The following is a 26694-nucleotide window of genomic DNA, read 5'->3' as shown; positions in this document are numbered from 1 at the left end:
GAAGATCATCGTTACGCTGCGGTCATGGACATTGAGGAGCGGCTACGGCGTACCCGCCGGTGGCTGTGGGTCGTGCTGATCGGGCTCGTCCTGAGTGGTGTCACAGCGTTTCCGCTGGAGATCGAGGTGCGCTGGCTGCTGCGCGCACTGGACCCGCTCGCCGGCCAACTGCCCGCGCTTGTCGCCTGGATCGAGCGGGTGCACACCGGGCTCGTGACGGCCGGCGAGGACTACCCGTTCCTGCTCTACGGCACCGACTGGTTGGCCTTCGCCCACCTGGTGCTGGCGGTGGCCTTCTGGGGGCCGCTGCGCGACCCGGTGCGCAACGTCTGGGTGGTGCAGGTCGGCATGATCGCCTGTGCGGGCATCATTCCGCTGGCGCTGATCTGCGGCCCGATCCGGGACATCCCCTGGTTCTGGACTGTCGTCGACCTGTCCTTCGCGGTCGGGGCGTTCCCGCCGCTCTGGTTCGCGTACCGGCACATCCGCGCCGTCGAAGAGGCAGGAGCCTCAACCCCGTAAACCCTGCCGCCGGCCAGCCTGCTCCGACCCCGCCGGTCGATCATGGAGTTGTGGTGGGCAGAAGGTACGCCCTTGCCTCATCGGCGAGGCACCACAACTCCATGATCGACGCGGGTGGGTGGGGCTAGTGCGACATCAGGTGGCGCGACTCGCGGATCTTGTCCCAGGACCTGGGCTCGGTCGGCGGAGCGGCCTTGCGGGCGGCGCTGGCCACCTCGGGCCGGCCGGCGGTGAACAGCCAGGTGGTGAACAGGTCGTCAAGGTCCAATCCGGAGATCCGCTCGGCCAGTGCCTGGAACTGCTCGATGGTGCCGTTGCCGTACTGGCGCTCGGCCGTCCACGTCGGCAGGATCTCGAAGAACGCGTCATCGCCGACTGCCAGCCGCAGCTGGTGCAGGGTCATCGCGCCCCGGTCGTAGACGGCGCTGTCGAAGATCCGAGCGGCGCCCGGGTCGCCGGGCAGCACCTGCCAGAACCCGTCGTCGGCCGGGTAACTGGCGTAGGCGAAGTCGAAGACCTCCTGGGCGGTGCCCTCGCCCTGCTCCTCCGACCAGAGCCACTCGGCGTACGAGGCGAAGCCCTCGTTGAGCCAGACGTTGCGCCAGTCGGCCACCGATACCGAGTCGCCGAACCACTGGTGGGCCAGCTCGTGCGTCACCACGTAGGTGTTGGCGCCGCGTCGCCAGAAGCCCGGCCCGTACACCGGGCGGGTCTGCGTCTCCAGCGCGAAGCTGATCCCGTCGATCGGCCCGGCCACGCCGCCCTGCGCCTCGAACGGGTACGGGCCGAAGAGCCCGCTCTCCCAGTCGACGATCTCGGCGGTCCGTTCGATGCTGGCCCGCGCGGCCGGCCCGAGCGCCCCCAGCGAGGTGCTGTACGCGTTGATCACCGGCTGGCCGCTCGGGGCGGTGTCGGTGACGATGTCGTACTGGCCGATGGCCATGAAGGCCAGGTAGGTGGTGGTGGGGGAGGTGGTCCGCCAGATCCACCGGGTGCGGTTGCCGGCCTCGGCCAACGGCGGCCTCGGCTGCACGCCGTTGCTGATCACCTCGACGCCGGTGGGCACCGACACCGAGATGTCGTAGGTGGCCTTGTCCAGCGGGTGGTCGTTGCTCGGGAACCACCACCACGCCGACTCGGGCTCGCCGACGGCGAGGGCGCCGTCGTCGGTACGCGTCCAGGCGGTGTAGCCGTTGACCAGGGCCTCCGACGGGACACCGGAGTAACGCACGACGATGGTGAGCTGCTGGCCCCGGGTCACGGTGCGGGCCGGGGTGACCACCAACTCGTGCGCCCCGGCGGTGCTGGTGCTCGCCGCCCAACCGTTCACCCGGACCGACTCGACGTCGAGCAGGAAGTCCAGATTGAACGTCGAGAGGTCCTCGGTGGCGGTGGCGAGGATGGTGGTGGTGCCGGTGAGCAGGTCGGTGGCCGGTTCGTAGCGCAGCCGGACGTCGTAGTGCCCGACGTCGTAGCCGCCGTTGCCGTAGTCGGGGAAGTAGCTGTCGCCCAGTCCGGGCGCGCCGGGTTGCGGCGCTGCGGAGACGACCGGTCGGCCCCAGCCCGTCGGGGCGGCCTGGCCGGGGGTGCCGGCGAGCATGGTGCCGGCGGTGGTGAGGGTCAGGGCGGTGGTGGCCGCCGTGAGGACTCGTCGCACGGGGTGGACTCCCTCCATCGGGTGTTCGCCAGGCCAACCTAATCGACAACTGTGAACGTCGCCGGTCGCCACACCCATCGTCGGTCGTCGCCCCCTGGCGTGCGTTGCACCGCAAGGTCACACTGTGTTGATCGGAGGTGACACGTGCGGCGCTCGGAGTTGCCCAGGCGAGAGGTGATCGGCCAACGGCAGGCGGCAGCGGGTCGGGAACGGCTGCCCGCCGGCGGCCTGGAGTTGTTCGCGCTGCTCGCCCGGCTGTTGCGGCGACCCCGTCGCGGCGACCGCCGGCTGCCGCTGGTGTGGCTGGTCCGCTCCGACACCGCGGATCTGATGGTGCCGCTGCGCCGGTTCCTCGGCCAGGGCCCCCGGCGGCGGGTCCCGCACGCCGTGCTGGACGCCGACGCGCCGCCCGGCGCGGGGGACGTGCCGGCGCTGCTGCGCGAGCTGCACCGGCAGCTCTCCCTGGAGGCCTTCGGCGCCGCCCGGCTGCGCTTTCGGCACTATCCGCTCGCCGACTGGCTGATGCAGCAGAGCCTCAACCTGGGCATCGACGCCGACGACAGCCGCGCGGCCCTGGTCCGCCGGCTGCGCGACCGCAGGGGCCCGCGCACGCCGGAGGCGTTGCCCTCCGGCGGCGACGCGGTCAGCATCGCCTCCCAGGTGCTGCTCTGGCTGGTCCGTCGCGCCGTGCCGGGAGTGGTCTTCCGGGCTGCTGTCTCCGGTCGGGTGCCGGTGCTCGGGCGGCACTACAACTGGTTCATGCGCCAGCAGTATCTGGCGCCCCGGCAGTCGGTCACCTTCCTCGGCTTCGCCGAACGCCTCACCGCGGGCTGGCGCGACGGGGAACAACCCGACCAGGTCAACAAGCTGCTGCACGCGTTCCTGGAGGACCTGCGGCAGGCGTACCGGCGTCGGCCGTGGCGTCCGTCGGACTGGCGGCGCACCGCGTACCCGGCTCTGCTGATCGATCACGTCGCCCCCGGCAACGTCGGCGGGGAGCTGGTCCGCCTGCTCGGCGACGTCCGCACCGAGACCGGCCGCAACGACCCGCTGCTGATCGTCGCGTCCGGTGGGCAACCCCCACCGGACCTGCCGGAACCGCACCCGTTGACCGAGGCCGACGAGGCGTACGACGAGTGGGCCGGGGCGCTGCCGGAGATGCGACGGCTGCGCCGCCCGGCCACCTGGCTGGTGGCGCTGCGCCCCGACGATACCGACGCCGGCCCACCGTCACGTGGCGGGCTGCGGCCCTTCTCCGCGCCCGACCCGCCGTGGTGGTCGCGGCGCTTCCTGCCGACGGCGCTGTGCCTGGTGCTGGTGGCGGTGCTCGGCCTCTGGGTGGCCAGCCGGTGGGGGCCGGGCTGTCACCCCTCGCTGACCGGTCAGGTCTCGGTCGAGGTGGTCGGAAGCGGCGAGTGTGTCGGCTACAGCGACAGCGCGGCCCAGGTGTTCAACAACGACCCCGGCCAGGACCGGCTGCGCACCGTTCAAGAGCGCATCTTCGCGCAGAACCGCGCCGCCGAGGAGGTCTGGCAGCGCAGCGACCGACGACGGCCCTTCCTCACCCTGGTCTACCTCGGCACCCTCACCGGCAACCGGACCCGCGCGGACGAGGAGTCGTACGTTTCCGAGCGCGAGGAGCTGGAAGGGATGGCCACCGCCCAGTACGCGTTGCTGAAGGAGTCGGCCGGCGCCGACGGCGCCGCGCTGCTGCGGATCGTGGTGGCAAACGGTGGCCGCCAGATGATCTACGCCGATCGCGCCGTGGCGATGCTGGCCGAGCTGGCCCGGGACGACCCCACCGTGCTCGGGGTGGTCGGGCTGGTGGAGAGCCGCACCAGCACCGCCCGCGCGCTGCGCGAGCTGAACCAGGTCGGGCTGCCGGTGCTGGCGCCCACCCTCTCCGCCGACGGGATGGATGCCAACTCCCGCCTCTACCTCCAGATCTCCGCGCCGAACAAGGACCAGGTGAAGCTTGTCGACGCGTACGCCAAGCAGGTGCTGAAGGTCAACGACGCGCACGTCTTCTACACCACCCTGGAGGGCAGTTCGCTCACCGAGGACCTCTACGTGGGCACCCTCGTCGACGGGCTCCGACAACAGTTCGGCACCCGGATCACCCGCCTTGACGAGTGGCGCACCGGGCAGCGGCTGACCGACGAGTGCGGCTACCCCGGGATGCTCTTCTACGCCGGTCGTTGGACGGAGTTCGACGGTTTCCTGCGGGCGCTGCGCGAGTGCGGCGGCAACCCGCCCCGACACCTCGTCGCCGACGACTCGGCCAACAGGTACATGGCCAACCCGGGGCTGCGCGCCGCCGCGCCCGGCAACCTGCCCGTCACGTACGTCTCCAAGGCGGCCCTGGCCACCTGCGCGGCGCTGCGGGCCGCCCAGGACCGGCGCGACGACGACGCGCGGGCCAGCTTCCTGTCCTGGATCCAGGCCGACGACCTGCTCGACCCGCCGCGCTGCCGGCCGGGCTCCGAGGAACAGGTCGGCGAGCGCGTCAGCCTGGCCTACGACGCGTCGATGATGCTGGTCCGGGCGGTGGAGAGCCTCGCCGCCCGGCTGCACCACGCCGACCCCCGGCAACGCTGGGAGCCGGAGTCGGTGAACCCGGTGGGCGTGCACGCGGAGGTGCTCCGGCAGAACGCCGCCCAGGGCTACCCGGGGGTGGCCGGGCTGATCCGGTTCACTCCCGACTCGGGGGAGCCGGTCGACAAGCGGCTGGCCCTGATGCGGGTGGAGCAGGTGCCCGACGTGGCGACGGCACCGGTGGAGGTGTTCCGCTGCGGGGCCGCCGACGCGTCCGGCCCGGCGGCGTGCGGCCCCGCCTGACCGGTCCGGCGTGACACGTCCTCGCAGGACTGTCCGGGTGCCGCCGGTGTCCGTTAGGGTTCCTGGGACCAGGCGGCCGTGGCGTTGGGGGCAGAGGGTGGGCAGGCTCGCGTCGGCGTACGGGCAGGCGGTCAACTCCCACCGGGCGGCTCGGGCGCATCTGGACACTGCCCGCAGCGTCCTGGGTGCGGCGCCGACCGCCGTCGCGCCGATCGGCGCCGACGACCTGGTGACCCGCCTCGCCCGCCTCGGCGGTGCCCTGGCAACCCCCGCCCCGGGCGTCACCTCGCTGACCGACGAGCCGGCCGCCGTGCGGATCGGTGAGGCGTCCACAGCGGAGGGAACCTTTCCGGTGCTGGTCCCGCTCGGCGGCGGCCACCACCTCGCAGTGGACACCGACGCCCGGGACCCGCAGGTCTCCGGATTGCTGCGGGCGCTGGTGCTGCGGCTGGTCGCCACCGCACCGGCCGGTCAGGTCCGCGTCGCCGGCATCGACACCGCAGCGCTCGGCGCCACCTTCGGCCCACTGCGACCACTGCTCGACGCCGGGGTGCTCGACCCGCCGGCCACCGGCGAGGCCGAGGTTGCCGCGCTGCTGGACGCCGCCGAACAGCACGCCCGCGCCGCGCAGCACTGTCAGCCCGCCGCCCGTCGCCTGCTGGTGGTGGTCGCCACCGCCGCGCCGCCGCCGCGCGAGCTGGCCCGGCTCGCCGCGCTCACCCACGCCGGCCCGGCCGCCGCCGTGTGCGTGCTGCTCGCCGGCCATCCGTCCCGGCTGCCCGGCGAGACCGCGCCGCCGCTGGGCGGCACCACAGCGGTGCGGCTCAACCAGGGGTACGCGCACGTCGGCGACCCGCCCGGCACCCCGTTCAGCGCGGACGGCAGCGGGCTGGCCGTCCCCGTTCTGCTCGACGGCGACCCGCCGCCCGCCTCGGTACGCGCGCTCGCCGAGCACCTCGGCACCGCCACCCGTCGCGCCGACGCGTTGCCCTTCACCGACCTGCTGCCCGAAGGGCGTTGGGCCGAGTCCGCCGGCAACGGCCTGCGCACGGTGATCGGCCGGGCCGGCGGCACCGCGCTGACACTCGCCTTCGACGACGCCACCCCACACTGGCTGGTCGGTGGGCGCACCGGCGCCGGCAAGACGGTCTTCCTGCTCGACGTCCTCTACGGGTTGGCCGCCCGCTACTCGCCGGCCGAGTTGCAGCTCTACCTGCTCGACTTCAAGGAGGGCGTGAGCTTCACCGAGTTCGTGCCCACCGGTCGGGACCCGTCCTGGCTGCCGCACGCCCGTGCCGTCGGCATCGAATCCGACCGCGAGTACGGTCTCGCCGTGCTGCGCGAGCTGCGCCGGGAGGCGCAGCGCCGGGCCACAGCACTCAAACGGCACGGCGTCACCAAACTCGCCGACCTGCCCCCTGACAATTCGCTGCCACGCATCGTGACGGTCATCGACGAGTTCCACGTGCTGCTCGCCGGCAACGACCCGCTGGCCCGCGAGTCGGTCGACCTGCTGGAGGAGTTGGCCCGCAAGGGCCGCTCGTACGGCATCCACCTGGTGCTCGCCAGCCAGAGCATGACCGGCATCGAAGCCCTCTACGGGCGGGCCGAGGCGATCTTCGGGCAGTTCGCGTTGCGGGTGGCGCTGCCCGGCGGTGGTGGAGTGCTCGACCAGCTCAACGACGCCGCCGCCGCCCTACCGGTCGGCTCCGCGGTGGTCAACACCGCCGCCGGCGCGGTCGGCGCCGACACGGTGCTGCGCTTCCCCGACGCGCACGCCGCCACGGCGGACCTCGCCGCGTTACGCCACGACCTGTGGCAGGCCCGCCCGCCGGGCTCGCGGCCCCCTGCGGTCTTCAAGGGGTACGAAGCCGCGCGGATCGAGGACGACAGCACGTTCGCCGGGCTGCGCCCCGGTGGTCGACGCCCGATGGCCCTGGTCGGCCGAACCGTCGACGTGCACGGCACCACAGCACTGTTCCTGATGGACACCACCCCCGGCCGGCACCTCGCCGTGGTGGGCACCGCACCGACCGGCGCGGACGTGCTGCGTGCCGCGACGCTCAGCCTGGCCCGCCAGCACAACCCCGGCGACGCCCGCTTCCAGTTGGCCTGCCTGGTCACCGCCGCCGACCCGGTCGCCGACGACACCGAAACGCTGCTGCGGGCCGCCGGCCACCCGGTGCGGCGCCTGGACGCGGCCGGGCTGCGCGACCGGATCGCCGCGCTGGCCGCCGAGCCCGCCGGCCGCGAATACCTTGTGGTGTTCGGCGTGGACGCCGCCGCGCCCGTACTCGGGGCCACCGACCCCGCCACGTTCCGCTCCGGCCTTGACGACCTGCGTACCGTCCTGCGTCAGGGCCCCGGCCAGGGGGTGCACCTGCTCGGCTGGTGGCGGGGGCTGCGCCGGCTCGCCGACGACCTCGGCGGCACCCAGAACCGCGACGACGTCGCCTGCCTGGTCGCGCTCAACGTGCCCGGCGCCGAGCTGGCCCTGCACCTCGGAGCGCACGACCTGGCCTACACGCCCCGCCCCGACCGGGCGCTGCTGATCGACCGGCACGACCAGCGCACCCGGCTGATCGTCCCGTTCGTCGGCGACGGGCACGACCCGGACGGGGAGCGGTGACAGTGTCCTTCGAGGAGTACGCGGCGCTGGCCCGGCAACTCTCCGCCCAGCACCGCGCCGGGGAACAGCACGCCGCCGCCGAATCCGCGCGCCGCCGCGACCTGCACGCCGCCGTCGACTACCTCCAGCAGCGACTGACCGCCCAGGGCCAGCGCCTCGACCAGCTCGGCCGCGCCATCGGCATCGACCAACCACCCCCTGCCCCGACGGCTCCTCCCACCGCACCCAGGTCCGGGGACGGGGAAGTCGCCGGCGCAGCCGGCGCGCCGGGGCGGGCGGGGGTCGGGGCGTACCCCCAACTGCCGGCGGGGGAGGCGCGGCTGGCGCTGCCGACGGCGGTGAGCCCGGCGGGCGGCGGGGTGCCTGTGCAGCGCGCGGCGACGGCCGACCCGGCGGTGGAGTTGGAGCTGGCCCGGCGGATGGCCGACGAGGCCGACCGGCACGGGCAGCAGGCGGAGTTGCTGGCCCAGCGGCCGGCGCTGCTGCCGACGTGGTCGCCGCTGGCGCGGGCGGTCGCCGTCTACGCCGGATGCGGCGCGGCGGCCGGGGTGCTCGTGCTGATCCTGGTGCTCGCCTCCGGGGTCGGTCTGGTGGACGGGTTCACCCTCGGCGCGTGGATCTGCGCGGGGTTGCCGGCGGTGGCGTTCTTCGGCGGCTACCTGGTGCTGGGCCGGTGGGGGCGGCCCGCGATGGTCGCCGGCACCCCGCCGCGATATCTGCCGCTCGGTTTCCTGATCTGTTTCCTGGTGGTGCCGATGGCCTACTGCGCGTACCTGCTGATGGTCCGTGGCCTGCGCTGATGACTGAGCTGTCAGCCGGTCTGCGCTTCGCCGCGCAGCCGGTCGTCAGCGTGTTCGCGCCGGGCAGGCCACCTGGGCACAGGATGCCGCCATCCATTGTGTCCGCCTCGGTGCCGTAGTCTCGCGCCCCGAGCGCTATCGGTGCGCAATCCGCTTGCCGGGGCTCCGGATGGTCACACCTCGGCGTCTCCTGAGCGGTAGGTCGAAAGGTTGGTCAGGGAATTGCAGGGACACACGTCCACCCAGGTTGAGCCGATGCCGGCAGGGGGCGGGATCGCCGTTTCGCCGCCGGTCAACGCCGAAGCGGCGACGCCTCGCTCCGAACAGGAGTCAGGCCTGTCGGTCGTCACGGCATCACAGCAGGCCGGCCCGGGCGCGGTGGTCGCCGGTTTCGGGCTGATCGCCGTCGGCGCGGTAGGGGGTTGGCTGATCTGGCGCAGCGGCGCCTCCGCGGCGAAGATCCAGCCCGAGGACACCACCGGTGTCTTCCTCACCCTGTTGGTCTTCGCCGCAGCAGTCGAGCGGATCCTCGAACCGTTCTCACGGTGGCTGCCGGGGCGCGCCGCCGAGGCCGCGCTGTCCCGGACGGTGGCCGACGTGACCAGCCGGGCCGACGGCCCCACCGACGCCGACCGTGGGGCCGTCGCCGCCGCCACCGCCAAGGTCGCGCGGGCCAAGGCGAACCGCACCATCGTCGCGTGGGGTCTCGCCAGCGGGCTGGCCACCGTGGCGTCCAGCGCCGGCGGGTTCTACGTCCTGCACGCGGTCGCCGGCGGCGATTGGAACGGCGTGGCGGTCTGGGTCGACGCCGTCGTGACCGGTGTGATGGTCGGCAGCGGCACCAAGCCGTTGCACGATCTGATCACCCGGGCGCAGAACGGCCCGCCGTCGGCGTAGCGCCCTGCCTGGTCCTGTTTCGTCATGCCTGCCTGGTTCACCGTTGGGCATGGTCCACTTGGTTTCATTGAAGTCGGGGTATCCGCGCCAGCGGGATACCCCGACTTCAGCTATTCCGTGTCGATCTTCGGCTCTGTTGCGCTCACTCTCGCGCCGGTTCGCCTACCTGCTGGGATCTGCATCGTGCGCCGTGTCGTCGGCGGCGTGTGCGGCGGCCACCAGGACTTCGTCGAGTTCGCGGTCGGTGAGACCTTCGTCTTCGAACAGACCGAGCAGCAGCACCGTCCGCGCGACGATTGCCGCCGCGTCGTGGGGCACTGGCGGACGCTCCCCGAGCGCCGCCCACACCAGCGCCTCGGCCAGCACCGGGTCGACGTCGCGCCCGGTCGCGTCGTAGCGTTCCCGAGCGGACGCCACGAACCGGATCACCGGCGCGCGATCCTGCCCCGCGACGAACCGCCACCGTACCGCCACCAACAGCGCACCGGCGAGCAGGTCCGCGTACCGCCGCCAGTCCGACTCGGCAAACCAGCCCAGCCGGCGTTCGTGGCCGCGCAGTCGCTCGGTCAGCAGGCCGCGTGGCGCCGCGTGCGGGTCGGTCACCATCGTCGCCTCCTGATCATCGTGAGTGCTCGCCTGTGTGCTCGTGGCCGGGTCAGTCGATGCCGCCTGGCCACCAGCGCGCTCGCTGCATGGCACCCGCGAGCGATCACGTCGGCGCTGCCGGCGTGGTTGTCGTGCTCGCCGTCGTTGTCGTGGCTGGCGGGCCGGGACGGCGCGGGCGGTGCCGCCGGCTCTTCGGTCAGTGCCGCCACCGAACGCTCGATCCGGCAACTGCCGACCCCGAGCCGGGCAACGACCAGGTCCAACCGGGTGATCGCCGCCGCGATGTGCCGGGCCGCGACCACGTCTGCCGCTTTCCGGGTACGCCGCAGCCGGTCTTCGGCCGCGCTCAACCGCCAGCGGACCCGGGCAGCCAGCGCGGCGGCCCGGTCCGCGTCGAACCGAGCAGCGTGCAGACCGGCGAGCAGGTCTCCGACCGAGCCTCCCGGTGACTCCCGATAGGCGGCCAGGCCCGCGTAGACCAGGCCAGCGCCCGCCAGCACTCCGTGACCGCCTCCTGCCAGGGCAGCCGCCGGCCGGGCGGCCCCGCCCCGTGTAACTCTGCGCCAGCACGGTCGGCGGCGGAGATCGTGGCCAGCCACGCCGCACGGAGATCGTCTACGGCATCGGTGCTCACTCGCCCGCCTCGGCACTGGACTTGACCAACAGGGCGAAGCGCACATCGGCACAGGGGTAGTCGGCGCCGCACTCGCAGAGCCAGCGTCGCACCACCCGGGGCGGGTGGGCGAAGAGGACGTCGTCGGCGTCCTCGACGTCCTGATCGGACATGAGGCGATCGTTTTGCTCGGGCGGGGCTGGTGGATCGGTGGAGGATTCGTCGGGTCGATCGGGCATCGGGGGCTCCCGTCGGGTCGTCTCCTAGCTGCACACGGCTCTAGCGTCGGGCCGGGCGTGCGGGCACGCCCCGGCACGCCCGGCCGAACGGGGGGACCGACCGACCGGGCGCTTCCTGCGCGGTGGGAACGAACCAGCTCCGGGTTGCAGACCTGGGAGCCGGCCAAGGCAGAGCATATATAACAGGTCATGTAAGCGCAAGCATCCACCGCACATTGCTTGCTATACAAAGTTCCTCGTGATCGAATGGCAGGGCAGACCTGGGAGACACCAATGCCCGCCAAAGCGAAGTGGGCGCTGATCGCCGACGGCATCCGCGCTCAGATCAAGTCCGGCGAACTTGCGCCGGGTGACAAGCTGCCCTCGACCTCCGAGCTGTGCCGTCAGCACGACGTCTCGGCCATCGTGGTCCGTCAGGCCATCAACGCGCTAAAGATTGAGGGCTTGGTCGAAGGCGTGGGTGGCGTCGGAGTGTTCGTCGCCGAACGCTAAAACCCGACCGCCCCGGCGCCTCCCGGCCCCGCGTTGCGCCGATCTTGACAGTTTCCGTTAACTCGTAACGGAAACTGTCCAAGATCTGGATTGATACCCGGCTTGATCGGGGCTCCGTAGGCAACTCCGTCATAGTCGCGCGCTCGGGAGATTTCTGCCCCCTGAGGTGACGCGGGAGCGAGCGGACGGTCGCGCTGGGTGCGCGGATCTCGTACGCTCCCATGTGGTCTCCGCCGGTGCGGTGGTGGAGGCGATGGTCGACCACGGGGAGGTGCGCGTGAGCGCAGCACAGATCATCGCGAGGTTGGCGGCAGCGTCGCAAAAGCTGGACGAGGCGAAGGCCAAGACCGCAGCGGCAGCACAGGACGCAGCCGAGGCACGGGCACTCGTCGCCGGTGCGCTGGAAGGCGTAGCTGCTGGTCCACTGGTCGGCATGATCGATTCGTACCGTCAGGCGCTCGCGCAGGCATCCCAGGGTGGCGACCCGGCCAAGCAGCATGTGCAGGAGACGATCGCCAAGGTCCGAGCGCTGGGAAACTGACCACGGGTGGTGGCAGCGCAATCCAGCAACCACCCGCAGCAGCCGGCGTCACCTTGCGACCCGCAGTGCCAAGCCAAGCAGCAGCCGCTACGCCCAGCGCTAGTGGTCTGTCTCCTGCGTTCCGAGATCAGATGCTGCCGAGGCGCCGAGTCCAACTCGCAGAGAGCGGGTGAGCCCCGAGGCCATCGCTCTTGGCGGTTCTCTTGCTTCAACCGCCTGGGCTACGTTCGTCGAGTTTCTGCCGCTCGTACCCAAAGCCATCGGCGGCGTTCTGATAGCAGGTGTGGCTACGGCGGGCGCCTACGAGGCGTGGCAGGCTAAGCATCGACAACAGGGGAGTCGCGATGAAGATCGATGACCGCACCGAACAGCGCGTCCGAGACACCCTTCACTGGGTGGTCAAACGGGACCTGAACAAGTTCGATGCGGCGCTGAAGTCGTTCCCCGACGAGGCGGCGCAGAAGGCGGCTCTTGCGTTGGTGGTCGCAGTCTCCGGCTTCGTTCTTATCGATCTGCACGGTGCGCGGCCCACGCCCCAGCAGGTCGATGTGCTGGCCGAGGAGATCGGCCGGATGGAGACGTGGGCTTCCGTCAGCGCGGAGGAGACCGCTTCCTTCATCAACGCTGTCGTCGCGGGTCGGTCATTGACCGAGCACTCCACGCCTGAAGACGTTGTCGTCCTGGCTTTCGTCATTGCGGGCAGCCTGCTTGCGGCACGACCAATGCCTGAGGGGCAATGGTGGTTCAACTACCTGGACAAGGTGGAGGCAGCCATCGAGGCGGCGGGGTGACCGGCGTGCCCGAGCCGGTTGTCCGGAACGGTGGCGAGCTAGAGGGCTTCCGCATCGGCTATCTACCGACGAACGTCGGTGACCTGGTTTCGGACTTCGCCTCGGAGTGGGAGGACGTTATCTTCACCACCCGGGTCTGGGAGCGCCATGTCGAGGACGGCCACCGAGTCGACCTGCGGGTACAAGTGCTCCGAGGCGACCGGCTGGGCACCCTCGCCGAGCTACGCGACTTCCTGGCCGAGTACCACGAGCGCGATAACGCTGACTGGGCACTCACGGACTTTCAGCACGGCGAGGGCCCCGGGCTCCTCGGCGTCAGCCGAGGCGTTCTGGCTGGCCGCGCCTGGTCTGGCCGTCAACGTGCTGGTCGATCCGGAGCGGTTCAGCGCGGACGACTTGCTGGCGATTTAGAGCGACTGCGGCAGGTCCGCCAGCCCCCTGGACTTAGGCGATCCGCTCGTGCGCTGAGGTGCGCAAGTGCTCAACAGCGACGACCGCGAAAGAACGAAGGGCCCGCTCACGCGGGCCCCAAGCCTGGCGCGGAAGCTCGATACGGGTGTCCTGGGCAGTACGCCAGCGGCAGTTGATCGGCGTTCTGCTGTCGGAAAGCTGTCACCGCGCGTGGTGCGGGCTGTGCAGAGCGGTGATCGTCCCTATCCTGACGTGTTCACCGCAGGCTAGCCACGTGGAGTGTCGTGGATCCTCGACAGGTACGACGTCTGGCAGAGCAGTCCGCCAACTTCGGGTTCCTCACGGAACACCCGCTACTGGTCTGGTATGGCGCGGGCGCTGAGCTGCTCGTCTATGTGGACGCGCAGGCCGCGATGTTCAAGATCCGTGCCTTCGGCGACGAGATGGCCAAGGATCTCGTCAGGCGCACTGGCGCGAAGCCGCAGAAGAACGACTTCTACCACCGTGTTCAGGCGCTGTATGGCGATGGCACGCTCGTGGCGGAGACGTACCACGCGTTCGACCGTCTCCGGGATCAGGGCAACAAGGCCGTACACGATCACCTGGGTGAGGTGCGTGCGGCACTGGACATGCTGCGGACCTGCTTCGAGCTGGGGGTCTGGTTTCACCGGGCGCTGACCGGCGACCGCACCCCGCTCGGCTTCGTGCCACCGTCCCCGCCACCTCAGCAGGTGTCGCAGAGCATCGCCGACGGGCTCCAGGCCGAGATCCAGCGCTACAAGGACGAACTGGCGCAGACCAAGCTATTGCTGGAAGGCAAGGCGTCGCTGGCGCAGGCCCAGGCGGATGCGATGGTCGCTGCGGATCGTGCCGTTCGCGATGCCGACGCCCGCCGCGATCAGGCCGCTGCCCTGGTAGCGAGCCTTAGGTCAGCGGCCGAGGCAGAGCAGGCGGCGCTGGACAGCAAGGCGACTGCCAAAGTCTCGGCCGCTCGGCGCGAGGAGTTCATCGCCCGCGCCCGTCGTGCCTCCCACGAACCGCTCAACGAGATCCAGACCCGCGCCGAGATCGACAGGCAGTTGCGCGCGGCCGGCTGGGTCGTCCAGGACGAGAGCCAGATCAACCTGTACGCGGGCACTGGTGTCGTCGTCCGCGAGGTGACTCTGGCGACTGGCCGGGCCGATTACCTGCTCTACGTCAACCAGCGGCTGGTCGGCGTGATCGAAGCCAAGCGGGAGGGGACCGCGCCGCGCGGTGTCGAGGCGCAGCTTGACCGTTACCTCAACGGACTCACCGCCGAGCAGAAGCTCGCCGCATGGCGCCGGGACGATCCCCTGCCCTTCGGCTACGTCGCCACGGGCACCGAGACTGCCTTCGTTAACCGGCTGGACCCGTTCCCGCGTACCCGTGAGGTCTTTGCCTTCCATCGGCCCGAGACGTTCGCGCGGTGGATGCGGGAGGCCGACGACGACCGGTCGGCGCCGACGTTGCGGGCCCGGCTGCGGAGGATGCCAGCGCTGGACCGGCTCGGCCTGCGGCCCGCCCAGGTGGACGCCATCGATGGCCTGGAACGCTCCCTCGCCGAGGATCATCCGCGGTCGCTGATCCAGATGGCCACTGGCGCTGGCAAGACGTTCACGGCGGTCACCAGTAGCTACCGGATGCTGAAGCACGCCCGCGCCGCGCGGATCCTGTTCCTGGTCGACCGCAACAACCTCGGTAAGCAGACCCTGCGGGAGTACGCGGGCTACCAGACCCCGGACGACGGGCGGAAGTTCACCGAGCTGTATAACGTCGACCGGCTCTCGGGCACCGGCATGCTCGACTCCTCCGCCGTGGTGATCTCCACGATTCAGCGGCTCTACGGCGCGCTGCGCGGCGACGACTTGCCGGACGTGGATCTCGACGACCGCGCGTACGACGACTACGAGTTGGACGAGCCGGCCGAGGTCGCCTACAACCGGCACCTTCCGCCCGAAACGTTCGACCTGATCGTGGTCGACGAATGCCACCGCTCGATCTACGGCAAGTGGCGAGGCGTCATCGAGTACTTCGACGCGTTCGTGGTTGGGCTGACCGCCACGCCGGTCAAGCAAACGCTGGGCTTCTTCCAGCAGAACCTGGTCTCCGAGTACACCTACGAGCAGGCGGTCGCCGACGGCGTCAACGTCAGCTTCGACGTGTACCGGATCAAGACGGAAATCACCGAGAAGGGCGCCGACATCGAGGCCGGGACCGTCGTGCCGCTGCGCGACCGTCGCACCCGGGCCGAGCGTTACCAGGAGCTGGAGGACGACTTCACGTACGGCGGCAGCCAGGTCGGCAGGTCGGTGATCTCGAAGGGGCAGCTCAAGCTGGTGCTGGAGACGTTCCGGGAGCGGCTATTCACCGAGATCTTCCCCGGTCGGTCGACCGTGCCAAAGACGCTGATCTTCGCGCGAGACGACAACCACGCCGAGGAGATCGTGCAGATGGTCCGACTGGTTTTCGGACGGGGCAACGACTTCGCCGCGAAGATCACCTACGCCTCGCGCAAGGGCGGCGACAACCCGGACACCCTTATCCAGGCGTTCCGCAACAGCCCGGAGCTGCGCGTCGCGGTGACCGTCGACATGATCGCCACCGGTACCGACGTCCGGCCCCTGGAATGTGTGTTCTTCCTCCGGCCGGTGCGCAGCGCCACCTACTTCGAGCAGATGAAGGGTCGTGGCGCCCGCACCATCGACGCGGCAGAGTTCCAGGCCGTCACGCCGGATGCCGAGGTGAAGGACCGGTTCGTCATCGTGGATGCCGTTGGTGTCACCGAAGCGGACCTGGACGAGGCGGTGCCGCTGCAACGCCATACCGAACGGCAGATCTCACTGCGCGACCTGCTGAAGAAGGCCGGAACACTGACCGCCGACTCCGACGAGGTGGCTACGCTCGCCGCCCGGCTGGCCAGGCTGGAGCAGCAGTTGACCGACGACGAGCGTGCGGAACTGGCCGATCTCGCCGACCAGCCGCTGACCGGCATCGTGCGGAGCCTGGTCGACGCGGTCGCCCCCGAGCAGCTCAACCCGGCCAAGGAAGCTGGCCCGGACACCGTACGCGACCTGCTGGCCGGCGCGCTGCGTTCGCTCGCGGCGAACCCGGCGCTGCGCGAGCGCATCCTGGAAATCCGGCGGGCGCACGACATCACCATCGACGAGGTGAACGCCGACAAGCTGATCTCGGCCGCCGGTGTGCCCCCCGAGGAGCGCGCCCAGGTCACCGTGAAGACATGGCACGACTATCTGGAAGCGCACCGCGACGAGATCACCGCGTTGCAGGTGTTTTTCGAGGGGCGGGGACGGGTCGGGTACGACCAGCTCAAGGAGTTGGCGGCGCGCATCGCCCGGCCGCCGCAGGCGTGGACTCCGGAGTCGCTGTGGAAGTCGTACGTGCTGCTCGGCCGCACTGCGGATTCGGCGGGCAGCAGGGGAGTGACGGATCTTGTCAGCCTCATCCGGTATGAGTTGGGGCTGGATCAGGAGCTGCGCCCGTACCGCAGCCTCGTCGAGGAGCGCTTCCGTGGGTGGCTGCTCCAGCAGGAGCAGGCGGGCGCTACGTTCACTGCCGATCAGGCGTGGTGGCTGGAGAGGATCAAAGACGTGATAGCGGTCAGCGTGGAGATCACCCCGGACGACCTGGAGGGTGCGCCGTTCAGTGAGCGGGGCGGTATCGACGGGTACGCGGGTGCCTTCGGAAAGCGCGCTGAGCCGCTGCTCCACGAGTTGAACCAGGAGCTGTCCGCGTGACCGATTTGCCCGACGGCTGGACTCAGGTGACGCTGGGCGATGTCGCGCTGTCGGTGAAGAATGGCATCTTCGTATCCAGGCCTGGGACTGAACCAGATGGAGTCCCAATCCTTCGGATCAGCGCCGTTCGACCCGGGTCGCTGCAACTGGGCGACATTCGGTACACCGGCATGGATCGCGGATCTCTCGCCCAATCTGATGCCCTGCTGACTCCTGGTGATCTGCTCTTCACTCGCTATAACGGGAATATTGATTACGTTGGCGCTTGCGCTGTGGTGCCAGGCATTGCAGAAGACCTTGCATATCCGGACAAATTAATCCGGGTTCGAGTCGATGCCGAGTTTGCCGATCCACTTTATATTGGATATGCGTTTGCGAGTCCGCAAGTCCGGTCAATCGTGCGTTCACTTGCGCGCACTACGGCCGGCCAGGCTGGCATCTCTGGCTCAAGTTTGAAGTCAGTGCCAATCCCGTTGCCACCGCTCGCCGAGCAGCGCCGAATCGTTGCCGCCCTCGACGATCATCTCTCGCGGCTCGGCCGAGGGGTGGAATCGCTGGCTGCTGTCCACAACAAGGCTAAAGCTCTGACTCAGAGTCTTCGTCACCTAAACGTTAGTGGCCAGTGGCGGTCAGGCGCGGCGGCGGCGGACGGCGGCACGACAGTCATTGTGCCGGAACGTGAAGGAGTGAAGGCGGAGGGTGTCGTTGAGCCTTACTGGATGCCTGGCTTCGATATCCCGGACCATTGGTCATGGAGCACTCTGGGTGTTTTGAGCCGCGACTGGGGTTACGGCACCTCAACGAAGTGCGCCTACGGCGCCGCTGGCGTCCCGGTCCTCCGAATCCCCAACGTGCAGAGCGGGGAACTTGACCTCGGCGACATGAAGAATGCCGTTGATGAGTCGCAGGATCTGAGTAACTACTTCGTCAGCGCTGGTGACGTTCTCTTCGTTAGAACGAACGGTAGCCCCAGGCTGATTGGCCGGGTTGCAGTTGTGCGTCAAGAAATGCAAGTTGCATTCGCTTCTTATCTGATTCGATTTCGGCTCAAGATTGACACTGTTGACCCGGATTGGGTTGCCTTGGTCGTTGCCAGTCCAATTTGGCGTCACCAGCTGGAGGAGGCGGCTGCGTCATCGGCGGGTCAATATAATTTGAATTCTAAGCTGCTTGGTCATCTGCCGATTCCGCTACCTCCTCTTAATGAGCAGCGTGCATTGCTGTCTGGAATGTCTGAGACCGGAACATTTGTCGATCGAGTGGCCAGAGCGTCGACCGCGGCCGAGAGGAAAGCTGGAGCATTGCGCGCCTCGTTGTTGGCGGATGCGTTTGCGGGAAGACTGGTTCCCCGGGTTCCCAATGACGAGCCGGCGTCGGATTTGATTTCACGCATCCACGCCGAGCGGGCAGCCGCCTTGCCGAAGCAGAAGACCCGCTCTCGGCGTAGCCGCGAGGATTTGGCGGCTCCGCCGACCAGGGTGACCGGCGACAACTACCAGCAGGAGGCACTGCCGCTGTGAGCACTGTGGATTCGCGCCGCTTGGTGCAGAAGCTGTGGAACTACTGCGACGTGCTGCGCGACGACGGCGTCTCGACCATCGACTACGTCGAGCAGTTGACGTTCCTGCTGTTCCTCAAGATGGCTGACGAGCGTGCCAATCGGTCGATCCGGCCCGAGCAGATCGTGCCTAATGAGCTGAGTTGGCAGACCTTGCTCGACGCCGAGGGAGACGCCCTGGAGGTGCAGTACCGGCACATCCTCACCGGCCTGGCCCGGGAGGACGGCACGCTCGGCACGATTTTCCGCAAGGCGCAGAACAAGATCCAGGACCCGGCGAAGCTCAAGCGGCTGATTGTAGACCTGATCGACAAGGAGCAGTGGTCGCAGGCCGGCGTCGACGTCAAGGGGGATGCCTACGAGGAACTGCTAGCCAAGGGTGCTGAGGACGCCAAGTCCGGTGCCGGCCAGTACTTCACCCCGCGTGCGCTGACCGCCGCCATGGTCGACTGCATGCATCCCACCCCCGACGACACGATCACCGACCCAGCCTGCGGGACCGGCGGCTTCCTGCTTGCTGCGTTCGACCACATTCAGCGACACCACGGCAGTGAACTCACCCCGGATCAGCGACGCCGCATCGCCAACGGAGCGATCACGGGCACCGAGTTGGTCGACGGCACCGCCCGGTTGGCCGCGATGAACATGCTGCTGCACGGCATCGGCACGCCCAGCGGCGACTCACTGATCGCGATCAGGGATGCGCTCGGCAAGGAGCCGGACCGCCGCTATAGCTTGGTGCTCGCGAACCCGCCGTTTGGCCGCAGCTCGTCGATTCGAATGGTCGGTGAGGACGGTCGCTCCACCCGCGAGGAGCGGGAGATCGATCGGAACGACTTCTGGGCCACCACCGCCAACAAGCAGCTCAACTTCGTGCAGCACATCGCCTCGCTGCTGGAGATCGACGGTCGGGCCGCTGTCGTCCTGCCCGACAACGTGCTCTTCGAGGGTGGCGCGGGAGAGACCATCCGCCGCAGGTTGCTCAAGCAGTACGACCTGCACACCATGCTGCGCCTGCCCGCTGGCATCTTCTACGCTGGCGGGGTGAAGGCCAACGTGCTCTTCTTCGAGCGCAAGCGCGCCCGCGAGGAGCCGTGGACCCAAAAACTCTGGGTGTACGACTTCCGTACCAACCAGCACTTCACGCTCAAGCAGAACCCGCTGCGTCGCGAACATCTCCAGGATTTCGTCGACTGCTACCTGCCGGGCAAGGACCGCAACGAGCGGGTCGAGACCGAGCGGTTCCGGGCTTTCTCTTACGAGGAGTTGATTGCCCGAGACAAGGTGAACCTCGACATCACCTGGCTCAAGGACGCCTCCCTGGAGGACGCCGACGCGCTGCTGCCGCCGGAGGTCATCGCCCAGGAAATCGTCGAAGACCTGGAGGCGGCGCTGCGCGAATTTGCCGCCATCGCGGACGCCTTGTCATCGCGTGCTGCCCAGCCCAAGGACACCTGAGCAGGGCGTCTGTGGGCGTCGATAACGAGGTGACCCCGCGTGTCCCCGTGGATCGGTGGTGCGATCCGATAGGCTCCCTGGTATGACCGGATCGGTGAGCAAGAAGTCGTTCTCGCTTCCGCAGGACGTGGCGGAGCGCTTGGAGCGTGAGCCCAACGCCAGCGCGTATGTAGTCGACACGATCCGCGCACGAATGCGTGCTGAGGATCTCGACGCTGAGCTGGCCCGCCGGGGCATGACCGTGACGGCGGAGGGGCAGGCTCGCGCCAGGGCGCAACGCGCTCAGGTCGAGCAGGAGTGGTCGCCTGGTCGACGCGCCGCACTGCGGGACCGTTCCCGCCGCGCGGCAGCGGAGATGCTCGACGGCGCCGGCAGCCAGGCCCCGGCGGCATGACGAGTCCCGATGCGCCGGCGGTCCGGCTGATACTGGATCGGTCCGCGCTGCTTGCCTACGTGGCCGGCTCCATGGATGTCGCCGAACCCATCCACGAGGTGGCCCACGACGGGGTCCGGTTCGGTGTGCCAGCTGTGGTCGCGGCCGAGGTGCTGGCGGTGGTGGACGATCCGGGCGATCGAGAGGTGCTGCACCGACTGCTCGAACGTCCTGCGTGCGCGGTGCTGCCCACCTGGGGTGAGGACTGGCAGGAGTTGGCGTACTGGCGCGTTGTTACCGGTCGGGTTGACCTCGCCGCCGCCGTGATGGCTCTCCTGGAGCACGACGCCTCGGTGCTGACCAGCGAGGGTAAGGCGTACGGCGATGGTGGCGACCTTCCGGTCATCCGCTTTCCTGGCTAGAGCCCCTCGACCGGTTCAGCGGGTGACGCGGACCGTGTTGTTGAAGTCCAGGTAGTCGCAGTACTCCTGCTCGCACAGTTCGAAGTGGCCGCTCGCCAGGGCCACGCCCCGGTTGAAGGCGTAGCCGCCCGCCTCCGCGAACACCCGCCCCGTCACGACCTGGGGCTCGCCCGAGCAGCGGAGAGGCGCCCAGCCCGTCCCGTATGCCACGTGATCGCCCGACCGCTGCCGAAGGACCAGCTCCGACGTGCCCGACATGCCGGCCTGGCAGGTCACGGTGAGGGTGAGGTCCACGGCCACGCCTCGTGCGACAAGGGTCGCGGACGTGACTTCGACGCTGCTCGCCGCGCTCGCCGGCGTCGGCGCCAGCATGACGGAAAGTGACAGCCCGAGTAGTGCGATGGCGGTGATGATGCGGCGCACGACGGTCCTCCTTGCCGGAGTGGGTGCATACCTACGGTCACCCTAGCCCTCCCCGGCAGTGAAAGGCGTCAATCGATGGCGGGTTCGCGTTCGATGACGACGACAGGGATCTCGCGGTCGGTCTGCTTCGCGTAGCGGGCGTACGTCGGGAAGACCTTCGTCATCACCGGCCACAGCCGGACGCGCTCCTCGCCGGTCGCGGTCCGGGCCCGACCCGTGATCCGCTCCGCGCCGACCTGGATCTCGACAGTCGGGTCGGCGCTCAGGTTCAGGTACCAGGCGGGGTGCCTGGCCGCGCCGCCGTTGGACGCCACCAGCACATAGTTGTCGCCGTCGCGCCCGTACATCAGGGCCGTGCGGCGCAGCGTGCCCGATCGGCGTCCTCGGGTGGTGAGCAGCAGCGAGGGTACGCCGTGGAAGGTGCCCCCGTCCGCGCCGTCGGTCTTCACGTAGCGCCGGATGTGGCTGGCGACCCAGCCGACCGGGCTGTCCGCGACTGTCTCGTGCTGCTCGGGTGTGGTCACGCCATCGCCTCCATCGTCGAGCCCGGACGGTCGAACGGGGTGTCGATCATACGCGGGGCTTATGCGGTGGCCGGCGCTCAAGAGGGTGCCGGTGGTTGCGGTCGAACGTGATGTCTGTGAGTCATCGTGATGACTCACAGACATCAGGCTCTCCAGGGACAGGGCCCTCCGGTGCCGCAGGCTCCCGGATCCGCAGGGACCGAGCCGGCGGGGGAGGGTCAGCCGCGCGAGCGGGGCAGGCAGCACTTCTTGTACTTGGCGCCGGACCCGCACCAACAGGTGTCGTTGCGGCCGGGCGGCCAGGCTGTCACGCCCGACTCGTCGAGGCTGTCGGCGTACTCGTCGAGGGTTTCCTCGCTGGTGGGGTCGCTGTCGGTGCGTTCGGCGAAGGCCGCCAGGTCGGCGACCGTGCCGACGACCACGCCCAGGTCCGCGCCGCCCATCCCGGAGGCGTCGACGAGAGCGCGCTCGATCTGGGCGCGGTGCTCGTCCCAGGTGCCGGGGTAGCTGTCGACGAGGGTGGGCCACCGCAGCAGCAGCGCGGTGAACTCCGCCTGCGGCCAGAACAGCAGCGTCGCCGGGCCGTCGTCGAGGGCGTCGAGCGCGTGGCTGCTCGCGGCGCGCAGCCGGTCGGCGAGGTTGTCGTACTCGTCGTGGGGTAGGCCCTGCTCTTCGCGCAGGTCGTGGCGTCGCTGGGCCAGGCCGTAGATCATGGCGGCGGCCTCGTCCTGGGCGTCCTCGGATTCGTGCTGCTGGTTGCGGGTCCGTTCCAGGATGGCGTCCAGTGCCCCGGTGAGCCATTCCAACGCCGTGTCGCCGTGGCCGGACTCGGCCAGCTCGTCGATCAGGTACGTGGCCGCGGGGTCGGTCTCCAGCAGCGGACGCAGGGCGGTCAGCTCGGCCATGCCGTCGTCCGAGCGGTCGAGGCGCAGCAGTAGGCCGCCGCGCACCGCTCGGGCGTACGCGTTGTCGTCCGGCTGTTCGGCGATGGCGCGGGTGGCCAGGGCGAGCGCGTCGGCCAGGTCACCGGCCTGTTCCAGGATGTCCGCGGCGACCAGCAGGGCGTACCCGGTGTCGTCGGGGTCCGCTACCCGACCCTCGTCGACGGCACCTACCAGTTCGGCGACGAGCGCGGCCGGGTCGGGGCTCTCGAAGCCGAGGGCGCCGATCTCTTCGATGCGGTCGGCGGTGAGCAACTCGGACATGGGCGCATCCTGAAAGACGACTGTCGGTGGGTGGGGGAGCGGCCAGCGTACTCCGGGACGTGGAGCAGCCCGGGCGGCGAACCGCCCGGGCTACGACACGCTCCCTCAGCGGGTCGCCGGCATGGTGGCGAACTCGCCGGCTAGCTCCGACTCGACGATCGTCGCGGCGGACGGCCGGCGACCGGCCGACGGCCGCCGGGCGGACGGGACGGCGAGGGCCGCGAGCGCGGCTGCCAGGGCGATCGCCGTGAGGACGAGAAACCCCATCGTGAAGCCGGCCTCCCTGGGCAGGCCGTTGGCCTGCGGGTTGGCGGTGATCACGCCGCTGACCACTGCGGCGCCGATCGCGCCGCCGATGGTGCGGATGTTGGCGTTCATGCCGGTCGCCACGCCGGTCTGGCTGGCGGGCACGCTGGCCACGATCAGGTTGGCCATCGAGGCGAAAGCCAGGCCGATGCCGAGGCCGACCAGGCCACCGGCGATGGCGACCTCCCAGCGGGTGTCGTGTGCGGTGGCGAGCATCGCGGAGGCGGCCACGTTGAAGGTGGCACCGGTGGCGAGTTGTGCCTTGGCGCTGAAGACGGCCTGGAGTCGCCCGGCGATGACGCCGGCGACGAACATCGCACTGACCATCGGGAGCATGAGCAGACCGGCCTGGCTGATGCTCGCCCCGAAGCCGTAACCGGCGGCGGTCGGGGTCTGCAGGAACTGCGGGAGGAACGCGTACATGGAGAACATCGACGCGCCGTAGAGAAGGGCGACCAGGTTGGTGGTCCAGACGCCGGGCAGGCGCATCATCCGCATGTCGATCAGCGGGTTGCTGGAGCGCAGCTCGGTGACCAGCCAGCCGGCCAGCAGCACCGCGGCCAGCGCCAGCAGGCCGAGCACCCGGGTGGAGGTCCAGCCCCAGGTGGCGCCCTGGCTGATCGGCAGCAGCAACGCGACCAGCCAGCCGGAGAGCAGCACCGTGGCGCGCCAGTCGATGCGACCGGGGGTGCGGACCGGCGACTCGGGCACGAACAGGTGCGCGGCCACCGCGGTCAGCCCGACCACGATCATCGGGATCCAGAACAGCCAGCGGTAGTCCAGCGTGCTGACGATCGGGCCGGCCAGCACGATGCCCAGGCCGCCGCCGACCGCGACGATGGCCGAGATGGCGGCCACCGCGGTGGAGACCCGCGCGGCCGGGAACTCGTCGCGGATGATGCCGAACGACAGCGGGAAGACCGCTCCGCCGATGCCCTGTACGACCCGGGCGAGGATGAGGATGCCGATGTTCGGCGCGATGGCGGCGAGCAGGCAGCCGAGGGCGAGGGCGGCGAGCGAGACGACGAGCATCCGCTCCTTGCCGATCATGTCGCCCACGCGTCCGAGGATCGGCGTGAAGATCGACGCGCTGAGCAGGTAGGCGGTCAGGACCCAGGTCACTGTGTTCTGGGAGGTGTGCAGGTCCTGCTGGATGGTCGGCAGCACGGGGGTGATCAGCGACTGGAGCATCGCGAAGAACCCGGCGCCGGCCGCGAGCACGGTGAAGGTGAGCCGACGCGAGCTGCGTCGGGAGGTCGCTGCCACGAGAGGAAACTCCCTGATTACGTACGGGAATGAAGGCTTGTCGTCCGTCGTCGGACGGGGTGGTCTGTCGGGGTCCGGGCGATCGGGGTGGCCAGGCGGCGATCGGGCGGGTCCCGAGGTAGAGTAACCGGAGGCAGGCCTCCGGGATTCCGGAGGGGTGCCTCCGCTAAGCTAGCGGAGGGCGTCCTCCGGATGCAAATAGAGTGAGGTGACGCACGTCATGACCAGCGCGGGGCAGGCGCCCGAGGTCTTCGCCCAGCGGCCCAAGCGGGCCGACGCGCGGCGTAACTACGACGCCCTGATCGCGGCGGCACGCGAGGCGTTCGCCGAGAACGGCGCCGCCGCCTCCCTGGAGGACGTGGCCCGCCGCGCCGGCGTGGGCATCGGCACGCTCTACCGCAACTTCCCGACCCGCCGGCACCTGTTCGAGGCCGTCTACGTCGAGGAGGTCCGGGCGCTGTGCCACTCCGCCGAGGGCCTGGCCGAGCTGCCGCCGTGGGACGCGCTCGTCGCCTGGCTGCACCGCTTCGTCGCGTACGTCGCCACCAAGCGGGCGCTCGCCGAGCAGTTGCTGCACGACTCCGAGATCTTCACCAGCTGCCGGGCGGAGATCTTCTCCGCCGGTGAGCCGCTGATGCGTCGCGCACAGGACGCCGGTGTGGTCCGTGGCGACATCGGCTTCGACGACGTGGTGCGGCTGATCAGTGGTCTCACCATGGCCCAGTTCCCGTCACCCGAGCAGCGTGACCGGGTGCTCGGCGTGGCACTGGACGGCCTGCGCCCGCCAGCCGCGCCGCGCTGACGGCCCAGCCGCCCACGTCGCGCTGACGAGCGTCCGACCGGTCAGCGGTCGACCAGCAGCAGCCACTCGTCGTCGAGGCGTTGCACTGTCGTGTCCGCCGGCCAGCGGTGGCCGGGATCGGCCACCGCCCGGGCCTGCTCGACCTGCGGCGGCCGGCTGAACTGCGTGTCGCGGAAGCTGGCCATGCTGTGGAACCGGGCCCGGCCGAAGTTCGCGGCGTCGATGAAGTGGGCCCTGTCGAACAGCGCCTCCGCGCCGAACACCGTCCAGCGGAACAGCGCCATGTTGGCGAAACGGGCGGAGTGGAAGTTCGCCGACCTGGCGAACTCGGTGTGCTCCATCGACAGCGCGCCGTCGAAGACGGCCCCCCGGAACGTGGCGGCGTCCTCGAAGCGGGTCGCGTCGAAGCTGGTCGGCTGACCGAAGGTGGCCAGGTGGAATGAGGCCAGGCCAGCGAAGCGGGCTCGCCGGCAGGACAGGCCGTCGGCGAACGCGACCCCGTCGAAGCTGGCCAGGCCGCCCACGCGAATGCCGTCCAGCAGGACCTCGCCGTCGGCCGTGAGCCCGTCGAAGACCACGTCGTCGAAGGTCGCCGCCGCGAGCAGGAGCCGCCCCCGCGTCGTCGCGCCCGAGAAGGTGGTCGTGCCGGTGAACACCGCGTCGGTGAAGTTCGCGTCGACGAGCGTGCAGCCGGCGGCGTCGAAGTCGATGAGCGTGGCGCCGGCCAGGTCGAGCGTCAGCTCCGGCCAGTGCGCCGCGTCGTCAGCGCGCAGGTGCCGGGTGAGCACGCGCTGCGCGCTGCGCCGGACCTCCGTCTCGCGCCGCTCGCCGTCGGGCGCCGGCATCCGCAGGTACGCGCAGAGCACCGCAGCGATCGTCGGGCGCTGCCCCGGGTTGTCCTGACCGAGGCGCTCCAGCGCGTGCAGACCGCCGAGGCGTACCGCCGCGCTGTCGTTGCCGAGCAACTCGACCGCCCGGGTGTACAGCTCGGTCAGTCGACGCTCCGCCGCGTCGTGCTCGGCGGCCCCGGACTGCCGCTCCTGGTGGCGCTGCGCGGCCTCGGCCACCGCCTCGGCGTGTGCCTGCACCCGGTCCCGGTGCACCTGGTCCCGTGTGGCGACGTTCTCCTGGTGCCGCTGCGCGCGTTCGGCGATCCACTGGCGGCGGGCGGCCAGCAGCAGCGCGAGCCCTCCGCCGGTGCCGGCGACGACGGTCAGGCCGGTGCGGATCGCGTCGATGCGCAGCGTGGCGCGGGTGTCCGGTTGGCTGGCCCGGTCGGCCTCGGTGAGCAGCAGATCCAGTACCAGCCAGCCCAGGGCGACGGCGACCAGCAGGCCGATCAGGACCAGCCACCACGGCATCACCCGCAGCTCGCGCTCGGTGGGTTCGTCGACAGCCACGGCCACAGCATGCCAGGCAGCATCGGTGTCCGATATGGAGCGTAGCGGTATGACCGTTTACGCCTCCGTCGGAACAACGGGTTACCGGCGCGTAACAAGTCATTGACGTCTCTGAATTGTTGCGGGGATGATCGTCGCACGGTCG

Annotated in this window: 23 protein-coding genes; 14 read left to right on the top strand and 9 right to left on the bottom strand. The window is 69.9% G+C overall.

Translation table 11 applies throughout. From position 1 onward, the window contains the following. Nucleotides 1-24: 24 nt before the first annotated feature. Entirely contained in the window at nucleotides 25-522 is a 498-nt protein-coding gene (locus AB0B94_RS14810) for a hypothetical protein (RefSeq protein ID WP_357277802.1), read from the top strand. Nucleotides 523-646: 124 nt separating this feature from the next. On the opposite strand, the gene AB0B94_RS14805 is transcribed toward AB0B94_RS14810, so the two are convergent. Beyond that, complete coding sequence (locus AB0B94_RS14805; protein ID WP_357277796.1) at nucleotides 647-2179, bottom strand: M1 family metallopeptidase; 1533 nt, start codon at nucleotides 2177-2179, stop codon at nucleotides 647-649. A 144-nt stretch (nucleotides 2180-2323) separates the two neighbouring features. Here AB0B94_RS14805 and AB0B94_RS14800 point away from each other — a divergent pair, with 144 nt between their 5' ends. The 4 genes from AB0B94_RS14800 to AB0B94_RS14785 all read left to right on the top strand — a co-directional run bounded on the left by AB0B94_RS14800 (nucleotide 2324) and on the right by AB0B94_RS14785 (nucleotide 9343). Continuing rightward, the gene (locus tag AB0B94_RS14800) at nucleotides 2324-5017 is read left to right on the top strand and encodes a hypothetical protein (protein ID WP_357277789.1); all 2694 of its coding nucleotides are present in this window, start codon (nucleotides 2324-2326) and stop codon (nucleotides 5015-5017) included. 97 nt (nucleotides 5018-5114) lie between these two features. After that, a complete protein-coding gene (locus tag AB0B94_RS14795; protein ID WP_357277782.1) occupies nucleotides 5115-7646 on the top strand; it encodes an FtsK/SpoIIIE domain-containing protein in 2532 nt (843 codons plus the stop codon). Further along, the gene (locus AB0B94_RS14790; RefSeq protein WP_357277775.1) at nucleotides 7643-8446 is read left to right on the top strand and encodes a hypothetical protein; all 804 of its coding nucleotides are present in this window, start codon (nucleotides 7643-7645) and stop codon (nucleotides 8444-8446) included. The genes AB0B94_RS14795 and AB0B94_RS14790 overlap by 4 nt, the downstream gene beginning before the upstream one ends. Nucleotides 8447-8701: 255 nt before the next feature. Next, nucleotides 8702-9343: a hypothetical protein gene (locus AB0B94_RS14785; RefSeq protein ID WP_357277770.1), complete on the top strand. Its 642-nt coding sequence runs from the start codon at nucleotides 8702-8704 to the stop codon at nucleotides 9341-9343. 162 nt (nucleotides 9344-9505) lie between these two features. Here AB0B94_RS14785 and AB0B94_RS14780 read toward each other — a convergent pair whose 3' ends face one another. From AB0B94_RS14780 to AB0B94_RS14770, 3 genes are all read right to left on the bottom strand, one after another. Continuing rightward, on the bottom strand, nucleotides 9506-9949 hold the full coding sequence (locus AB0B94_RS14780; protein ID WP_357277767.1) for a hypothetical protein: 444 nt from the start codon (nucleotides 9947-9949) through the stop codon (nucleotides 9506-9508). After that, the gene (locus tag AB0B94_RS14775) at nucleotides 9943-10449 is read right to left on the bottom strand and encodes a hypothetical protein (protein WP_357277762.1); all 507 of its coding nucleotides are present in this window, start codon (nucleotides 10447-10449) and stop codon (nucleotides 9943-9945) included. Before AB0B94_RS14775 ends, AB0B94_RS14780 begins: the two co-directional genes overlap by 7 nt. 130 nt (nucleotides 10450-10579) lie before the next feature. After that, nucleotides 10580-10735, bottom strand: a complete 156-nt coding sequence (locus AB0B94_RS14770; RefSeq protein WP_357277759.1) for a hypothetical protein — start codon at nucleotides 10733-10735, stop codon at nucleotides 10580-10582. Between the two features lie 312 nt (nucleotides 10736-11047). On the opposite strand from AB0B94_RS14770, the gene AB0B94_RS14765 reads away from it, so the two are divergent. The 8 genes from AB0B94_RS14765 to AB0B94_RS14730 all read left to right on the top strand — a co-directional run bounded on the left by AB0B94_RS14765 (nucleotide 11048) and on the right by AB0B94_RS14730 (nucleotide 20623). Next, a complete protein-coding gene (locus AB0B94_RS14765) occupies nucleotides 11048-11293 on the top strand; it encodes a winged helix-turn-helix domain-containing protein (RefSeq protein ID WP_088949319.1) in 246 nt (81 codons plus the stop codon). A gap of 277 nt (nucleotides 11294-11570) precedes the next feature. Further along, nucleotides 11571-11834, top strand: a complete 264-nt coding sequence (locus tag AB0B94_RS14760; RefSeq protein WP_030489032.1) for a DUF6244 family protein — start codon at nucleotides 11571-11573, stop codon at nucleotides 11832-11834. 344 nt (nucleotides 11835-12178) lie between these two features. After that, a complete protein-coding gene (locus AB0B94_RS14755; RefSeq protein WP_357277752.1) occupies nucleotides 12179-12625 on the top strand; it encodes a hypothetical protein in 447 nt (148 codons plus the stop codon). A 695-nt stretch (nucleotides 12626-13320) separates the two neighbouring features. Then, a complete protein-coding gene (locus tag AB0B94_RS14750) occupies nucleotides 13321-16812 on the top strand; it encodes a DEAD/DEAH box helicase family protein (RefSeq protein WP_357277748.1) in 3492 nt (1163 codons plus the stop codon). Next, nucleotides 16809-18332: a restriction endonuclease subunit S gene (locus AB0B94_RS14745; RefSeq protein ID WP_357277741.1), complete on the top strand. Its 1524-nt coding sequence runs from the start codon at nucleotides 16809-16811 to the stop codon at nucleotides 18330-18332. Before AB0B94_RS14750 ends, AB0B94_RS14745 begins: the two co-directional genes overlap by 4 nt. Further along, nucleotides 18329-19828 carry a class I SAM-dependent DNA methyltransferase gene (locus AB0B94_RS14740; protein ID WP_357277734.1) on the top strand — a complete coding sequence of 500 codons (1500 nt, stop codon included), beginning with the start codon at nucleotides 18329-18331 and terminating at the stop codon, nucleotides 19826-19828. Before AB0B94_RS14745 ends, AB0B94_RS14740 begins: the two co-directional genes overlap by 4 nt. 82 nt (nucleotides 19829-19910) lie before the next feature. Continuing rightward, nucleotides 19911-20222 (top strand): hypothetical protein, encoded by a 312-nt coding sequence (locus AB0B94_RS14735; protein ID WP_357277729.1) that lies wholly within the window; start codon nucleotides 19911-19913, stop codon nucleotides 20220-20222. Next, the gene (locus AB0B94_RS14730; protein WP_357277724.1) at nucleotides 20219-20623 is read left to right on the top strand and encodes a hypothetical protein; all 405 of its coding nucleotides are present in this window, start codon (nucleotides 20219-20221) and stop codon (nucleotides 20621-20623) included. The genes AB0B94_RS14735 and AB0B94_RS14730 overlap by 4 nt, the downstream gene beginning before the upstream one ends. Before the next feature lie 15 nt (nucleotides 20624-20638). Here the strand turns inward: AB0B94_RS14730 and AB0B94_RS14725 are convergent, their stop codons facing one another. The 4 genes from AB0B94_RS14725 to AB0B94_RS14710 all read right to left on the bottom strand — a co-directional run bounded on the left by AB0B94_RS14725 (nucleotide 20639) and on the right by AB0B94_RS14710 (nucleotide 24347). Further along, nucleotides 20639-21046, bottom strand: a complete 408-nt coding sequence (locus AB0B94_RS14725) for a hypothetical protein (RefSeq protein WP_357277720.1) — start codon at nucleotides 21044-21046, stop codon at nucleotides 20639-20641. 68 nt (nucleotides 21047-21114) lie between these two features. Continuing rightward, nucleotides 21115-21570 carry a nitroreductase family deazaflavin-dependent oxidoreductase gene (locus AB0B94_RS14720; protein WP_357277715.1) on the bottom strand — a complete coding sequence of 152 codons (456 nt, stop codon included), beginning with the start codon at nucleotides 21568-21570 and terminating at the stop codon, nucleotides 21115-21117. 218 nt (nucleotides 21571-21788) lie between these two features. Continuing rightward, nucleotides 21789-22775 carry an SEC-C metal-binding domain-containing protein gene (locus AB0B94_RS14715; protein ID WP_357277709.1) on the bottom strand — a complete coding sequence of 329 codons (987 nt, stop codon included), beginning with the start codon at nucleotides 22773-22775 and terminating at the stop codon, nucleotides 21789-21791. Nucleotides 22776-22880: 105 nt separating this feature from the next. Then, a complete protein-coding gene (locus tag AB0B94_RS14710; RefSeq protein WP_357277702.1) occupies nucleotides 22881-24347 on the bottom strand; it encodes an MFS transporter in 1467 nt (488 codons plus the stop codon). 220 nt (nucleotides 24348-24567) lie between these two features. On the opposite strand from AB0B94_RS14710, the gene AB0B94_RS14705 reads away from it, so the two are divergent. Beyond that, complete coding sequence (locus AB0B94_RS14705) at nucleotides 24568-25149, top strand: helix-turn-helix domain-containing protein (RefSeq protein WP_357277697.1); 582 nt, start codon at nucleotides 24568-24570, stop codon at nucleotides 25147-25149. Between the two features lie 41 nt (nucleotides 25150-25190). Here the strand turns inward: AB0B94_RS14705 and AB0B94_RS14700 are convergent, their stop codons facing one another. Then, nucleotides 25191-26549 carry a pentapeptide repeat-containing protein gene (locus AB0B94_RS14700; RefSeq protein WP_357277691.1) on the bottom strand — a complete coding sequence of 453 codons (1359 nt, stop codon included), beginning with the start codon at nucleotides 26547-26549 and terminating at the stop codon, nucleotides 25191-25193. Nucleotides 26550-26694: the final 145 nt, after the last annotated feature.

The organism is Micromonospora sp. NPDC048986 (genome assembly GCF_040649335.1).
Lineage (GTDB): Bacteria > Actinomycetota > Actinomycetes > Mycobacteriales > Micromonosporaceae > Micromonospora > Micromonospora alfalfae.
The sequence above is the reverse complement of the archived record's forward strand: the minus strand, read 5'-3'. Positions and strand labels throughout refer to the sequence as shown.

What these genes read in the sequence shown, in the direction of transcription:
- AB0B94_RS14730 (WP_357277724.1), top strand. Translation starts at nt 20,219, where the DNA reads ATGACGAGTCCCGATGCGCCGGCGGTCCGGCTGATACTGGATCGGTCC.
- AB0B94_RS14755 (WP_357277752.1), top strand. Translation starts at nt 12,179, where the DNA reads ATGAAGATCGATGACCGCACCGAACAGCGCGTCCGAGACACCCTTCAC.
- AB0B94_RS14770 (WP_357277759.1), bottom strand. Translation starts at nt 10,735, where the DNA reads ATGTCCGATCAGGACGTCGAGGACGCCGACGACGTCCTCTTCGCCCAC.
- AB0B94_RS14735 (WP_357277729.1), top strand. Translation starts at nt 19,911, where the DNA reads ATGACCGGATCGGTGAGCAAGAAGTCGTTCTCGCTTCCGCAGGACGTG.
- AB0B94_RS14785 (WP_357277770.1), top strand. Translation starts at nt 8,702, where the DNA reads ATGCCGGCAGGGGGCGGGATCGCCGTTTCGCCGCCGGTCAACGCCGAA.
- AB0B94_RS14780 (WP_357277767.1), bottom strand. Translation starts at nt 9,949, where the DNA reads ATGGTGACCGACCCGCACGCGGCGCCACGCGGCCTGCTGACCGAGCGA.
- AB0B94_RS14765 (WP_088949319.1), top strand. Translation starts at nt 11,048, where the DNA reads ATGGCAGGGCAGACCTGGGAGACACCAATGCCCGCCAAAGCGAAGTGG.
- AB0B94_RS14705 (WP_357277697.1), top strand. Translation starts at nt 24,568, where the DNA reads ATGACCAGCGCGGGGCAGGCGCCCGAGGTCTTCGCCCAGCGGCCCAAG.
- AB0B94_RS14810 (WP_357277802.1), top strand. Translation starts at nt 25, where the DNA reads ATGGACATTGAGGAGCGGCTACGGCGTACCCGCCGGTGGCTGTGGGTC.
- AB0B94_RS14715 (WP_357277709.1), bottom strand. Translation starts at nt 22,775, where the DNA reads ATGTCCGAGTTGCTCACCGCCGACCGCATCGAAGAGATCGGCGCCCTC.